At 60.6% G+C, this 12979-nt stretch carries 10 protein-coding genes and 3 pseudogenes; 5 read left to right on the top strand and 8 right to left on the bottom strand.

The window, feature by feature from the left end; all coding sequences use genetic code 11:
- Nucleotides 1-4 precede the first annotated feature (4 nt).
- Nucleotides 5-1087: a glycosyltransferase family 4 protein gene (locus AC1Q6V_RS32115; RefSeq protein ID WP_492344756.1), complete on the bottom strand. Its 1083-nt coding sequence runs from the start codon at nt 1085-1087 to the stop codon at nt 5-7.
- A 322-nt stretch (nt 1088-1409) separates the two neighbouring features.
- On the opposite strand from AC1Q6V_RS32115, the pseudogene AC1Q6V_RS32120 reads away from it, so the two are divergent.
- Together AC1Q6V_RS32120 and AC1Q6V_RS32125 are read left to right on the top strand one after the other, a co-directional pair.
- A pseudogene (locus AC1Q6V_RS32120) lies at nt 1410-3096 on the top strand (site-specific integrase).
- A 144-nt stretch (nt 3097-3240) separates the two neighbouring features.
- A pseudogene (locus AC1Q6V_RS32125) lies at nt 3241-3518 on the top strand (DUF4158 domain-containing protein); the annotation flags it as partial.
- Nucleotides 3519-3530: 12 nt separating this feature from the next.
- Here AC1Q6V_RS32125 and AC1Q6V_RS32130 read toward each other — a convergent pair.
- Entirely contained in the window at nt 3531-4160 is a 630-nt protein-coding gene (locus AC1Q6V_RS32130; protein WP_492344755.1) for a hypothetical protein, read from the bottom strand.
- A gap of 195 nt (nt 4161-4355) precedes the next feature.
- On the opposite strand from AC1Q6V_RS32130, the gene AC1Q6V_RS32135 reads away from it, so the two are divergent.
- Nucleotides 4356-4592: a hypothetical protein gene (locus AC1Q6V_RS32135; RefSeq protein WP_492344754.1), complete on the top strand. Its 237-nt coding sequence runs from the start codon at nt 4356-4358 to the stop codon at nt 4590-4592.
- 35 nt (nt 4593-4627) lie between these two features.
- Here the strand turns inward: AC1Q6V_RS32135 and tnpC are convergent, their stop codons facing one another.
- Both tnpC and tnpB read right to left on the bottom strand, forming a co-directional pair.
- The gene (gene tnpC / locus AC1Q6V_RS32140; RefSeq protein ID WP_492344753.1) at nt 4628-6199 is read right to left on the bottom strand and encodes an IS66 family transposase; all 1572 of its coding nucleotides are present in this window, start codon (nt 6197-6199) and stop codon (nt 4628-4630) included.
- 29 nt (nt 6200-6228) lie between these two features.
- On the bottom strand, nt 6229-6525 hold the full coding sequence (gene tnpB / locus AC1Q6V_RS32145) for an IS66 family insertion sequence element accessory protein TnpB (protein ID WP_492344752.1): 297 nt from the start codon (nt 6523-6525) through the stop codon (nt 6229-6231).
- 286 nt (nt 6526-6811) lie between these two features.
- On the opposite strand from tnpB, the pseudogene AC1Q6V_RS32150 reads away from it, so the two are divergent.
- Both AC1Q6V_RS32150 and AC1Q6V_RS32155 read left to right on the top strand, forming a co-directional pair.
- Nucleotides 6812-7778, top strand: a pseudogene (locus AC1Q6V_RS32150) (SOS response-associated peptidase family protein).
- A gap of 37 nt (nt 7779-7815) precedes the next feature.
- Nucleotides 7816-8250, top strand: coding sequence for a zinc-finger-containing protein (locus tag AC1Q6V_RS32155; RefSeq protein WP_492344751.1), 435 nt, complete (start codon nt 7816-7818; stop codon nt 8248-8250).
- Between the two features lie 102 nt (nt 8251-8352).
- On the opposite strand, the gene AC1Q6V_RS32160 is transcribed toward AC1Q6V_RS32155, so the two are convergent.
- The 4 genes from AC1Q6V_RS32160 to AC1Q6V_RS32175 form a co-directional block, all read right to left on the bottom strand.
- On the bottom strand, nt 8353-9852 hold the full coding sequence (locus AC1Q6V_RS32160; RefSeq protein ID WP_492344750.1) for an NYN domain-containing protein: 1500 nt from the start codon (nt 9850-9852) through the stop codon (nt 8353-8355).
- A gap of 14 nt (nt 9853-9866) precedes the next feature.
- Entirely contained in the window at nt 9867-10475 is a 609-nt protein-coding gene (locus AC1Q6V_RS32165; protein WP_492344749.1) for a hypothetical protein, read from the bottom strand.
- A 32-nt stretch (nt 10476-10507) separates the two neighbouring features.
- Entirely contained in the window at nt 10508-11197 is a 690-nt protein-coding gene (locus AC1Q6V_RS32170) for a competence protein CoiA family protein (RefSeq protein WP_492344748.1), read from the bottom strand.
- A gap of 127 nt (nt 11198-11324) precedes the next feature.
- Nucleotides 11325-12236 carry a DNA-binding protein gene (locus tag AC1Q6V_RS32175; RefSeq protein ID WP_492363707.1) on the bottom strand — a complete coding sequence of 304 codons (912 nt, stop codon included), beginning with the start codon at nt 12234-12236 and terminating at the stop codon, nt 11325-11327.
- Nucleotides 12237-12979: the final 743 nt, after the last annotated feature.

Below are 12979 nucleotides of genomic sequence, written 5' to 3' on the forward strand. Positions count from 1 at the left end.
GCGGCTAGCGCGACTTCACCAGCGCGTCCCACTGCAGGGCAAGCCGCTCCAGCGCAAACCGGCTTGCCTTGCGGCGGCCTTCGGCGCCAAGGCGGCTGGCCGTGTCCGGCTGGCGGATCGCGGTCAGCAGCGCTTCGGCCAGCGCATCGGCATTGTCCGCCGGCACCATCAGCGAATCATGTCCCGGTGCGAGCAGTTCGCGCGGGCCGGTCTCGCAATCGGTCGATACGATCGGCAGACCAAAGGCCATCGCTTCGATCAGCACCAGCCCGAAGCCCTCGTAGCGCGAACTCAGGCAGAAGACCGATGCGCGCCCATAGGCCTGCGCGGGATCGTGGCAGATGCCCGGCAGGCTGGCCCGGCCTTCCAGCCCGAGCTTGCCGATCAGTGCGGCGAGGGCAGAGCGTTCTTCGCCTTCACCGTGGATGACCAGTTGCCAATCGGGCGCCTGCCTGGCCACCGTATGCCAGGCGTGCAGCAAGACATCGAAACCCTTGGCGGCCACCAGCCGCCCCATCGCCAGCACGGTCTTCTGCGAGCGTGGTGCCGGTTCGGCAGGCAGCGGGAACGGCAGCGGATTGGGCAGGCAAACCACCTCGCTGCGTGGATGCAGCGCTTCCAGCCAGCGGCTGCGGTCCCGTTCCGTCAGCACCACCACCTGTCGGCAGTATCGCGCCGCCAGCCGGCGCGCCAGCTTGCGCACCGGCTTGCCAAGGTCTTCGTCAAAGTGGCAATGCTCCCAGGCGATATGGTGCAGGCGCAGGCCGACGGTGGCGGGCCGTACGAAGAGTTCGAGCAGGGGGTCGACCTGCACCAACACATCGGTCCGGTGCGCCGCGCAATGGCGCCGGATGCCTGCCACGGTGGCGAAGTATGCGCGCTTGAAGGAACGTCGCTGCGCAAACAACGCCTCATGGCGGATACGCGGATGCAGGGCAAACTGACTATGTGCATCCACCAAGCTCAGGATGGTGACGTTGTGGCCAAGCCCGGCTAGCGCATTGGCAATGGTCGCCGCCACGCGCTCAGCGCCGGCCATCGCGTTTAGCGTGCCGGTCAGGAAACAGATATTGCGGGCTGTCACCATGGGCAATTCTCGAAGAAGTGTCGATCATGGGCTGGCAAGGCGAGCAGATCGAAACGCTGCCGGGCCAGCCAGGTCTGCAACCTGTGCGCGAGCCGTATCGCTGGATCCGAGGGCAAGCCTCATCGCGCCAGGCTCGCTGTGGATACCGCGCATGACAAAGACCGGTCGCTCTTTATGTCTCACGGCGACAAGCATCACCGATGCTAGGGTAGGCCGCCTGTCACAGGGATTACGGCGAAATGACAATCTTTCGTGGTCACCTCGGCTATTGTGATAACTATCCTTATCGTAATAGCTTTATCGATGCACTAAACTGGTAGCCATGAAAAAGCCGCCAGCCAAGCCCCGGACCCATCCGGCGCCGCCTGACTTCCCGGATGCAGCGTCGCTGGCCGCGCTACGGGCCTGGTACGAAGGGCTGTCGGCCCGCGACGCGGTGGTGCGCTACCTGGGCGAGCGCAAGGCCAGCGGCCAGTCCGCGCGCGGCATCCTCGGCCATATCCGGCGACAGTTGTCCGATTTCGCGCGCCGCCGGCAGCGCCAGGACCTGGCCGACTTGTTCGAGCACGGCGCGGCTGAGCGAGTCGGGCGGGCGAAGGCCATCAGCCAGGCGGTCGACTTGTTGCGCCATTTGCCCTCGCCGCAGCCGCAGGTCGGCGACGACATCGGGCAGTGGCTGCCGCCTCGTGCCGTGGCGGCGCTGCGCGCGCACGGCATCGAGACGCTGGCGGACCTGACGGTGCGTATTCCGCGCCGGCGTCGCTGGTGGACGGCGGTGCCTGGCCTGGGCCCGGCGGATCGAGGCCTTCTTCGCCGAGCATCCTGGGCTCACCGAGCGCGCCCGCGCGCTGATCGCCGCGGCCGACCGCGGGGTGATCGTGCCTTGGGAGCACCTGCGCCTGCCCCACGAGGTTGATGGCTCGTCCGGGACCTTCCGCGCCCCACGGCAAACCTGCACCCTCGGCGCGTCGAACGACTACGAGGCCGTCCAGGCCTGGCTGGCGTTGCATGAGTCACCGGCCACCCAGCGGGCCTATCGCAAGGAAGCGGAGCGGCTGATCCTGTGGGCGATCGTCGAGCGCGAGCGTCCGCTGTCGTCGCTGACCACCGAGGACGCGATTGCCTATCGCACTTTCCTGCGTCGGCCGACGCCGCACAAGCGTTGGGTGGGACCACCCCGACCACGCACCTCGAGCGAATGGCGACCGTTTGCGCAAGGCCTGTCGCCACGCTCGACCGCCTATGCCTTGGCGGTGCTCGGGGCGATGTTCCGCTGGCTGATCCAGCAGCGGTACTTGTTGGCCAACCCCTTTGCGGGCATCAAGGTGCGCGGTAGCGCGCGTGCCGCACCGTTGGATACGTCGCACGTGTTCACCGAGGGGGAATGGATGCTGGTGCGCACGCTCGCCAACGGATTGGAGTGGTCCTACGGGTGGGACGCGCCGGCGGCCCAGCGCCTGCGCTTCGTCCTGGACTTCGGCTATGCCACGGGTCTGCGCGCCAGCGAGCTGGTCGGCGCAACCCTTGGCGGTATTGAGATCGATCTCCATGGCGACCACTGGCTCAGCCTGGTCGGCAAGGGTTCCAAGGCGGGCAAGGTGGTGCTGCCGCCGTTGGCGCGGGTAGCACTCGACCGGTATTTGGTGGAGCGCGGCCTGCCTGTTACGCGGGCACGCTGGGATCCACATACGCCGTTGATCGGCGGCCTTGGCCAGGATCCGGCCGGCGGCATCACGGGCACGCGACTGTGGGCCGTGTTGCGACGGTTCTTCGAGCAAGCGGCGAAGTTGATCCAGGCCGACCACCCGGTTGCCGCCGAGAAGTTGCGGCAGGCCAGCCCGCACTGGATGCGGCACACTCACGCGACCCACGCGCTGGCGCGCGGCGCGGAATTGACGACGGTCCGGGACAATCTCCGGCACGCGTCCATCTCGACGACCTCAATCTATCTGCACGGCGACGAGGTGAAACGGGCACGCCAAATCGGGGCGGCGTTCTCCGCTCCCTAGCGACGTGGGGTGTGGCCAATGGGGGTGGTCAGCGAATCCTTGCTTATATCGAAATGAGGCAGTCCTTTTCTTTCAATATAACCGCAAGGCTTATGATAGCGGACTGGCTGTATCTTGGCATGACCTCAACTCAGCGCCGCAGAACTGAAGGCGGCGTTCACGCCGACCGCGGCCGAGATTCGCTTGGCGCGAAAGCCAGGCGCGCCGGACTTCGACCTCGGTCCTGATCCTCATGCAGCTCAAGCTGCTGCAGCGTCTCGGCTACTTTCCGATGCTGGCAGAAGTGCCGGCCGCCGTGATTGAACACGTTGCGTCCGCGCTGCGCGTCCATCCCCCTGTCGCGCCGAACAGTCATGCGCTACGACGTCTCGGGCACCCGGTCGCGGCACCAGAAACTGCTGCGCACCCACGTTGGCATCCGATGGGAGCACAGGTCATTCTGCATTAGGTCTAAGTTGGAATTCCACCCGCCCGCAGAGAAGCTTCCAGCCATGCCACGTAAGCCGGCCACGGCGCTCCTTGATCTTGGTGAATCGACGAATTGTTGGAACGCGAACAAGCATAAACGCTAGCGTGGCATACCAAGGGAAGTAATCCAGGGACGTCCGGTATGTTAGGACGTTCCCATCGGTTTTTTCGGATATTCGCCGTGCAAGCCGGTCCAATGCTGGCTTGCTCGAAAACAATGGTGTCTCCAGGATGATGGTCTGCACTCCGGAAGCTCCAGCGTCATGGATGACCGTGCATAGGGCAGCCAGAGCCTCTGGCTTATCTCGGCCGGTGAAAAATGCCCGGTCGGCATGCACCTCTAGAGCGTTTGGCCGCCACCCAACGGTGAGCATCAAGCCCTCGCGATAAGTGATAAAGCTCGCAACGAGACATGCTGCCCCGATGACCAGTGTCCACTTGACGCATTCCTCAAGGACCCCATGAAAGTTCACTGCGTATGCGATTTGATAGACAGCATAGGTCGCGACGATTGTCATCGCTATTGTGCTAATGGGGAGGCCGACCCTGGTTCGGGCAATAATGAAATTCCAATAGAGCTTGGCTACGCTTTCCATGAAGCCGTTCCGTTTCGTTGAGCACATTAGATTATGACGAAGATCATACGGGCAATATTCTTGTTTGACAAATGCGACTAAATATTTTTTTTATATTGGTTTAGTTAGGAAAAAAATATTCTTTTTGTTTGCAGCGATCTGCGGGTGTCGAAGAGGGCAGGCTCAAGTAGCGCTTGACTCCGGTCGATAAATGGAATGGTCGAGAAGCCGACCGACGGTGTCGGTGATTCGGCAAATCACCACTACCTGGAGAACCCATTGACAATCCTTTCAATCAATGCCCAACGTTGCACCGTGGCGCTGGCCACCGCGCTGATGTTTCCGGCAATCAGTTTCGCGGCAAAAACTACGCTCGAAATCAAAGTAGACTCCGAGAGCTACGTCTCGGGATCTCGAGTTGTCGAACTGGAGGACGGTGTAACTAAGACGTAAGCGTGTAGCCAGTGCCGTGTTGACGCCGGCAGCAGTTACTGTGGCGTAGCCAGTTGCTCAGCGACGACCCACGGCGTGAGTTCGTCGACGCGGTTGATCGCGTGATCCGCGATGCGTGCGAGCACGAAGCGTAGGTAAGCCTCGGGATCGACGCCGTTGAGTTTGGCCGTACCGATCAGGCTGTAAATTGCAGCGGCGCGTTCCCCACCTGAGTCTGCACCCGCGAACAGGTAATTGCGTCTTCCGATGGCCACCCCGCGCAGCGCACGCTCGACTGGCAGGTTGTCGATCTCCAGTCGTCCGTCGTCGCAATAGCGCGTGAGCGCCTCCCACCGGTTCAGCGCGTACAGGATCGCCCGACTTGTGTCAGATTTGCGCGAGAGCGTTCCCAACGTGGCGCTCAGCCACGCGTGGAGTTGATCGAGTACTGGACGCGCTTGCGCCTGTCGATACGCGCGGCGTTCGTCGGGTGGTTTGCCCCGGATCTGCTCTTCGACCTTGTATAGTGCGCCGATGCGTTCCAGCGCCTCGGTATTCAGGGCATTCGGGCGAGCCGCATGCAATTCGTAGAACTGCCGTCTGGCATGGGCCCAGCATGCTGCTTCGGCAACACGTCCCGTTTCGTAGATCGCCTGGTAGCCGCCGTAGGCATCGGCCTGCAACGTCCCGTTGAACGATTCGAGATGCTGCTGCGGGTGGATGCCCTTGCGGTCCGGAGTATAGGCAAACCAGACGGCCGGCGGAGTTGCGTCGCCCGACGACCTGTCGTCACGTACATTCACCCACAGGCGTCCGGTTTTAGTCTTGCCGTTACCTGGTGCGAGCACCGGGACTGGCGTATCGTCGGCATGGAGCTTCGTCGCCGCCATGACGTGACGACGCAGTGCGTCGACGAGCGGTTGCAGCAGCGCCGCACTGTGACCAATCCACTTCGCCAGCAGCGAGCGCTCCAACTCGACACCTTCACGCGCATAGATCACGGACTGTCGGTAGAGCGGAAGGTGATCCGCGAACTTCGAGACCAGCACGTGAGCCAGCAGTCCCGGGCCAGCCATGCCTCGCTCGATGGGACGGCTCGGCGCAGCAGCTTGGGTGATGTGATCGCAGCACGAACATGCCAGCTTCGGTCTCACATGGCGGATGACCCGGAAGCTCGCCGGCACATATTCGAGTTGTTCGGAGACGTCCTCGCCAAGCTGCTTCATCGGCGCACCGCATGCCCTGCAGGTGTCACGTGATTCGGGCCAATGGGTCAGGATCTCGCGCGGCAGGTGTTCTGGCAACGGCTTACGTTGTACCTGTTCCGGTGCCGTACGCGGCGTCCTGGGGATCTCGATGGGTGCGGCACCTTCGTCGGCCTCGAGTTCTTCCAGGCGCAGTTCGAGCTGTTCGATCTGGCGGTCCAGCTTCTCCGAGCGACGGCCGAACTGCATGCGGCGCAGCTTTGCAATCAGCAACTTGAGATGCTCGATCTCCGCCTTGTCCGTTGCCGTCGCTGCTTTCTGCGATTCGACCACGTCTTGCAGATGCCCGATGCGGGTATCGCGCTCCAGCAGCAGGGCCTTGAGCGCTTCGATGTCGTCCGGGTACGCGTTCGCCGTCGTCATGCCAGCAGTCTACGCGCCGGCAGACAGGTTTACAACGCCGAGATCGGCTCCGCCGTGCGCACCGGCTGTCGCCAGTCGATGCCTTCCAGCAGCATTGAGAGCTGCGCCTGGCTCAGGCTGACGACACCCCCATCCGCACGCGGCCAGACGAAGCGGCCGCGTTCAAGCCGTTTCATCAGCAGACACATGCCATCACCGCTCCACCAAAGCACCTTGACAAGGTCGCCTCGTCGGCCACGGAACACAAACACGTGGCCGCTGAACGGGTCCCGCTCTAGCACGGTCTGCACCTTCGCGGCCAGGCTGTTGAAGCCAGAGCGCATCATTGGTGTCTGCCAATGGTGACCGTTCTGTCTGCCCGAGCGTGACCGGAACCACAAACGAGGCTTCCGCCAACCTGCGTGTAGGCGAACCCCAAACGGTCTTCAATTCGTGGGACGATCGGAAGGAGCATTCGATCAAAGTTACACTGACCGCCCATTAAATCCAGTTTTCCGCGGCTCGAAAGGGGACTCAATTGGGTCCCCTTCGGATTTGCCGTAGACTAACCTGCTGAAGGTATTCAGGGCATTCGCCCGTGCGATGATCTCTCTGTCTTGGAGGCCAGCCAGAATGTGCTATTCCGCCCAAATATATGCCGACTTCAGAAAGTTCGAGCGGGAGTTCGGCGCAATCCTGAGTTTTGAGCACTTCCGGAGGTTGTTCTGGGAAAAACAAGAGAGTGGCGGATGGCAGAAGCTGCCGAGGGCGATGCGGCAGGCATTCCGATCTTCCCGCAACGACGAGGAGCGCCAGTTGGCCGACTTGGTCACCATTGGTGACCGGAAGGTGGCCAGTTCCATCGAGACTGAACTGTTCCAGCAGAAAACGCGCCTTACCGAGGCTGAGCGCGCGCTCGCAATCAAGTCGACGAAGAAGGCCGAGAACGACAAGCGCGTTGCTACCGACAAGATTTCTCGGGTCCAGCGCAATCTAGCAGACCTTCAGCGAACCGACTTGCTGGATCGCGACTCACGCATTTTCCCTGGCTACTACGCGCCTGTAATGGTGGTTCTGGAAGGGAAGCGACTTGTAGTTCCGATGCGTTACCAGTGCCGGCTGCCAGGGTGGACGGTGGCGATGGAGCGTCAGAAGCCCGGAACCTTCAATGCGCGCCGAGACAACCTCAAGAAGGCTTGGCGTCAGCTCTACGGGTACAAGCACGGCATCATGATCGTTAATGCATTCTACGAGAACGTCGCGCGCCATCGCACGGAGCATCGAGAGTTAGCCCCCGGAGAGAAGGAAGAAAACGTTGTTCTGGAGTTCAAACCGGAGCCGCGGCGGGACATGCTGGTGGCCTGCTTGTGGTCGGTCACCAAAAGGGGGAGAGGGCGAGACCGATCTCTACTCGTTTGCCGCTATCACCGACGAGCCGCCTGCTGAAGTGTCGGCAGCTGGGCACGACCGTTGTATCGTACCGATCAAACCGGAGCACCTGGAATCTTGGCTGAATCCTGACGCCAAGAACCTGGCCGCGCTCGACGCCATCCTTGACGATCGGAGCCGGCCGTACTACGAGCACCGCATGGCCGCATAGTCGCGCTCGTCTTTGCTTGCGCCGTGGGAGTTATTCAATGCGTGTTGGCCGTCCAATCCCCGCACCTCCCCAGCCCGTTTGCGACTACTGCGGCGTTGAGGCAGTTCTCGCATGTGCAGGAGATGGAATCTATCCTTATCTCGAAGACCACGGAGCAGTGTGGATTTGCGCGTCCTGTCAGGCCTGGATAGGTGTCCCTGCGCGTAGCAAACACAACGCACCGCTTGGCCGGTTGGCTGACGCGGCGTTGCGCGAAAGGAAACGCAGTCTCCACGATGCGCTTGAGCCTCTCGTCACCACGAAGATGAGGCGCGATGGTGTGAATGCCTTCGAGGCCCGCGGCAAAGCGATGAAATGGCTCATTGCGTCGCTGGGGATTGAAATTTCCAGCCCTAACATTCATGCGCTTTCGCTGGAACAATGCGATCAAGCGATTCGTTACATAGCGGATTTTCGAGCTTCTCGCCGTTGAGTCCGTTGGCTTCCTAGCGATTCTCGATCACATAGATTGTGGTATTCAATCGTCTCCGGCTATGCTCGTGTGGGGTTCGTTACGTTCACCCAATTGTCAGCCTCAGGCGCGCTCCTGTGAGAGCGTGTTGAAGCCCAGCCAACCCTCAATGGTCGTAAGCATGGCACGATCGAGTACCATCTGCTCCCGGACACATAGCGATTTCACACCATCCGCGAATCTCATTGCGAGGGATGCGGCGTCGTTCGGTCCGTCTTCAAAAGAGTGCCCGCAATAGAGGAGGCTGCGAAGGACCTGGTTGATATCCGAACGACTGATCGGCGTTCCGGCCGCCTTGCATCGGTCACGCACGCGCTTCGTGGTCTCTAATAGATGGAAGGGATGGGCGAGAACATCTGCCTGAACGCTCTCTAGCAGCATCCGGTACCGTTCCGGGGAAAGCAGCGGCACACCGGTTACTTCATGAATCTGCCTTGCAGCTGAATGAAGGTACTGCGCCTCGCCCCACTGTTCCTGCTGTTGGGGCATGGTGGATCCGCTTGCTCCGTCGTAAGCCTTCCCGCCTGAGGAAGACCAGTCGAACACCACAGGGTGAACATCGAGGGACTCGGCAAACTTGCGGAATGTGCCCCGGCCGTTCCAGTCTGCAGCAAGTTGAGGGTGTTTCTGGATGATCAGGTCTGCCAGGGTGCTGCATTGGATCGGATGCTTGGCCGTGACCACCTCGAGTTTCACAAATTCCGCCACCGCCTTGGCTAGTCCGTCGTGGTTGCCACCGCCAATCCGGCCAGGCGGCGCCGGCGTGGCATGACGCTTCGGGTCGTGGACAAAACCCCCACCTTCCCAGCTAACCTGCAGGGGAGGCAGGCCTCCCGATTCAAGCAGCGCCCTAAAACTGCCGAACCCCGCCCACGATGAGGCGTCGATGCCGTCCACACTGGACTGGACCATTGACGCGAGGCGGGATATGGCCACCGGACCTTGAGCCTCAGACACAACTTGATGCATCAGCTTGAATGCAGCCTCGGTGAGTGCTGCTCGTGCGGCAGGTTCACCGGGTGGCGGCGGCGGCTCGACATCGTCGTCAAATCCCAGGGCGTTGTGAACGAAATCATCTTGATCGATGAGAAGATCGGCTGATGACCGGTACGCCGCCGATGGAAAGCCGATGGCAAGTACCGTCGTGCGGCGGTCCCAGCGACGAAGCTTTCGGAGGACGGGGGTGAAGTCGGCGTCTGCAGAGAAGACAATGAACTCGTCGTAGCCAGCTTCGTGTTGGAGGAGATCCACAATGTCGAGCACCATGTGAATATCGGTACTTGTCTTCCCTTCGCTCGTGAGAGCGGGGCAGTCGACGATCTCGAATCCAGCCAGATTGAAGGAAGGCCGGAATCGTTGGTATGCCTGCGGATTGAGGTAACAGCGGCGAACGAGGACACGCCGCCTTGCGCCGGCTGGTGCGTGATCCGGCAAGCTCAGCGTTCCAATGAGCCATTCCATCCACTGGGCGGGACGGCGGGCGAAGCGGTCCGCATAGGCAGGGTCGAGCTGTCTCAGGCCCGAATAGACGTTGTCGAAGTCGACGAACAGTGCGCTCTTCATTCCCGTGGGCGAGTTTAGTTCAAGCCTTTTGCTTCCCAGCCTTCGCTGGTGAGCTTCACTCCGTGGGTCTGCGCTACCTTCCCCGAGCCATCCATCATCCGTGCGATATTGGGGAACGTCGCTTGAATGTCCGGTCTTTTAGCCCAGTCAGCGAGTCCGTCGATCTTGTACAGATACGTCACGCCGGCTTCTTGATAGTCACCGAACTTCATTGGGCCTTCCCACTTCACAACCTTCTCAAGGGCTTTTCTTCCGTAACAAAGGTCCCCCAGTTTGACTTTCTTCACGCCGTCTGACCGGAAGGAGTCAACTTCTGAGGGGAACTCCCACTGGCGCATCTGTCTGTTGAATGACCCATGCATGCGGATGGCGATACGGATCACCTCCTTTGCGCCATGGTCGGTGTACGGGAACACCGAAAGATTCACGTTTGACTGATTCCAGCGCACATGGAATCGATCGCGCCGGCGGCTGAGGTGAGCCTCAGCGATCAGCTTGTACTTCGTTTCGCGTAGTTCTTTGGCGCGTGCCTTTCGAAGCGACTCCCGGCGATCGAACTCTTCGTCTTGAGCCGAACGTCGTTCTCGCTGAATGGATTCAATGCGTTTGGCCTTTTCCGCCACGCGGTCTTGATAGTCCGCCTCGGCCTTTCTTTCTACGAGCGGGTGGTACTTCCAGAATGTCGCTTGCCCCCTCGGACAAGTTCGCGCAATGTCTGCCAATCGGGATCGGTTAATGGCGGCACAACGATCTCGATGGTTGGCACTCCCCTGGCGCGGATATGGGCTAGTTTCTCCTGGTCGATGAAATGAGTGACGGCAACTTCAATATTGATAGGGCGGCCGCTTGCGAAGGCGACCAGGTCCGGGCGGATTCTGCCGTCTGGGACTTCGACCTCAACGCGATCGAACTCGATCATCCTGCCCGTTCGTTCCGCTATTCCTCTGGTGTAGGCCGTTGCCAGATTACGTGCCTGTTCCACCTCGTTGTCGTCCGCGAGGTATTCATACACCCCGAATCGAGAGGCCTGCTTGTCCGTCAAATATGGTGAGGCGTCGTGGTCGTTGTCATAGCGGACGACAAGGCAGCGTGGTAGGAATAGCCTACGGTCTTGCTCGATGATTGCCTTAACCGCGAGGTGCAGCGCTGACTCATAGCCTGCCTGGCAACTCTCGACGTGGTAGTGGGAGAAATGCCAAACCTGCTCGGCTCCTTGCTTGGCGACAAGCCGAGCGCCGCACGCGGGGCAGGTGCAATCGCAGGCAAGACCGTTAGGGACGTCTTTAACGGAAACAATGTGGCCAGAAGCGTTAAGTGCGTACGGTAGTTTGGCGGATTTCGTCATGGCAACGCCCCCGGCTTCTGCTGCTGCGAAAACGTTGGAGTCAAGATTGCCATCTGCCGCCGAATCTATAAAGCCCCCGAGATTCGAGACACCGGCTCCACCGATCGGGCGGGCGGGACGCCCGGCCTCAACGCTTTCGAGTCGTGCTGGGCTTTGTCGGTGAAGACCCTTCAGCCTCGCCTTGCAGCGTTGGCGCGACGTCTTGCTGTGCGCTCTGTCGAGCCTCGGCTTGCTCGCGCAAAGCCTTGAGTTCCGCTTGAGCGGCGGCCGCGGTTCCCACCGTTTCGGTCAGCCGTTCACGAGTGCCTTGATGCGCAGCATGAGCTGCGGCCAACTCAGACCTTGCTTGAATTTCACGCTGCTCGATAGCCACAAGGCGCGCTTCAGCCTGCTGACGGGCGTTCTCAGCGGCTGCGCGCTGTGCCTCCGCAACGGCGGATGCCTTGTCAGCGGCAGTGCGATCTCTTTGTTCGTCGGCCAACGCTTCTCGCAGTTGTGCGAGTTCTTGCTCCAAGCGCGGGACTGCCTCAAGGCGCAGTTCAGCCTGCGCCAGTAGACGCCGCACGGCGGTCATCTCGCCCCGTTCGCGCTCAATCTCCTGGTTCATCCGTGCAACCTCATCCGCACGCTCGGATGCTTGGCCAGCGAGGCGGTCCCGTTCGCTGGTCAGCTGCACGACTTGCTCGGCCAGCTTATCTCGTTCTGCTTCGATAGCCTCGCCATTCGCGGTGAGGGTCGCCATTTCACTTAGCGCCTGTGCCAAGTTTGCTTCGGCATCGGCCGCCGCTTCCTCCGCAACCTTTGATAGCTCAGTGCCCAGAGCCACCAGCAGCCGCGGATTGGGGTCCGCTACTTTTCGCGCAGCCGGCTTATGTTGCGCGAGCCAGGCATTTAGATGGCGATGGATGGTGTTCATGCTCCCAGTGTTGCCTAACCGTTCTCGCACGGCGGTCAGTGTCGCTTTGGTGCCCTCTGCGACTAGTTCTTTCGCGGCTGCTGCGACTTCTTCGTAGGCTATTCCTGGGCGCGGCATCTCCATTTCCTCAAAACGTATCGTATTGAAAATACTACGATACGATACGTATAAAGGAAAGGGCCCCTCACAGGGGAAGCCGCAGAAGAAGTTGAGGGCGTCGGGCCCACGTTCGAAGAGTGGGTGTCTAGCTTGTCACTTTGGAGGGGACCAACGACATTGTGTTGTTGACACCGCGGCTCCCATCTCGTTAGCATTTGCTGGAACCCGCGTTGTGAAAAACGCAACGGGATCAAAGCGGCCGATTCGCGCCAACGAACCGACCGCCAACTTGGAACGGCTTCGATTAAGCCTTCATCACGATCGCAAGCACGACCAGTGCGATGATCAGATTGATCATTTCACCCATGGGCATCCTCCCAGTGAATGGTTAATCAAATGCCAAGCCGGTCGTTGATGCGCCAAACATCAACTTTCCGGCTAGGCCCCTCTCCGGCGTTTCTGCCAAAGTTGCCTCGTATCGTACACCTGGAACCGTCCCCCTCTCGTGCGGCTTTTCCTGAATGTGCGCCGAATGACATAGCAGCATCATAAGCCCTGTTCGTGCTGATACGGCACTGGGAGTGCCTGTAGTAGCGTCTACTACAGCTTCTCCTAACCTCCGACGCGCTACGTGTTTTAGGGTGTCTGTGAGAAATTTCCGCAGAAAACCGCCGGCTCCTGCAAAAAAACCGCATATTTCCGCCACGAAGCGCAGGTGGCTTGTTGCGCAGGAAGTCTTTGGTGCCGAGTCGAACTGTGCGCTGGCG

The organism is Cupriavidus sp. GW823-FHT07B10 (genome assembly GCF_058794355.1).

Excerpts from the sequence above, each read along its gene's own strand:
- AC1Q6V_RS32155 (WP_492344751.1), top strand. The coding sequence starts at position 7,816 with ATGCGTGTTGGCCGTCCAATCCCCGCACCTCCCCAGCCCGTTTGCGAC.
- tnpC (WP_492344753.1), bottom strand. The coding sequence starts at position 6,199 with ATGACGACGGCGAACGCGTACCCGGACGACATCGAAGCGCTCAAGGCC.
- AC1Q6V_RS32175 (WP_492363707.1), bottom strand. The coding sequence starts at position 12,236 with ATGGAGATGCCGCGCCCAGGAATAGCCTACGAAGAAGTCGCAGCAGCC.
- AC1Q6V_RS32135 (WP_492344754.1), top strand. The coding sequence starts at position 4,356 with ATGGTCGAGAAGCCGACCGACGGTGTCGGTGATTCGGCAAATCACCAC.
- AC1Q6V_RS32115 (WP_492344756.1), bottom strand. The coding sequence starts at position 1,087 with ATGGTGACAGCCCGCAATATCTGTTTCCTGACCGGCACGCTAAACGCG.
- AC1Q6V_RS32130 (WP_492344755.1), bottom strand. The coding sequence starts at position 4,160 with ATGGAAAGCGTAGCCAAGCTCTATTGGAATTTCATTATTGCCCGAACC.
- AC1Q6V_RS32170 (WP_492344748.1), bottom strand. The coding sequence starts at position 11,197 with ATGACGAAATCCGCCAAACTACCGTACGCACTTAACGCTTCTGGCCAC.
- tnpB (WP_492344752.1), bottom strand. The coding sequence starts at position 6,525 with ATGATGCGCTCTGGCTTCAACAGCCTGGCCGCGAAGGTGCAGACCGTG.
- AC1Q6V_RS32160 (WP_492344750.1), bottom strand. The coding sequence starts at position 9,852 with ATGAAGAGCGCACTGTTCGTCGACTTCGACAACGTCTATTCGGGCCTG.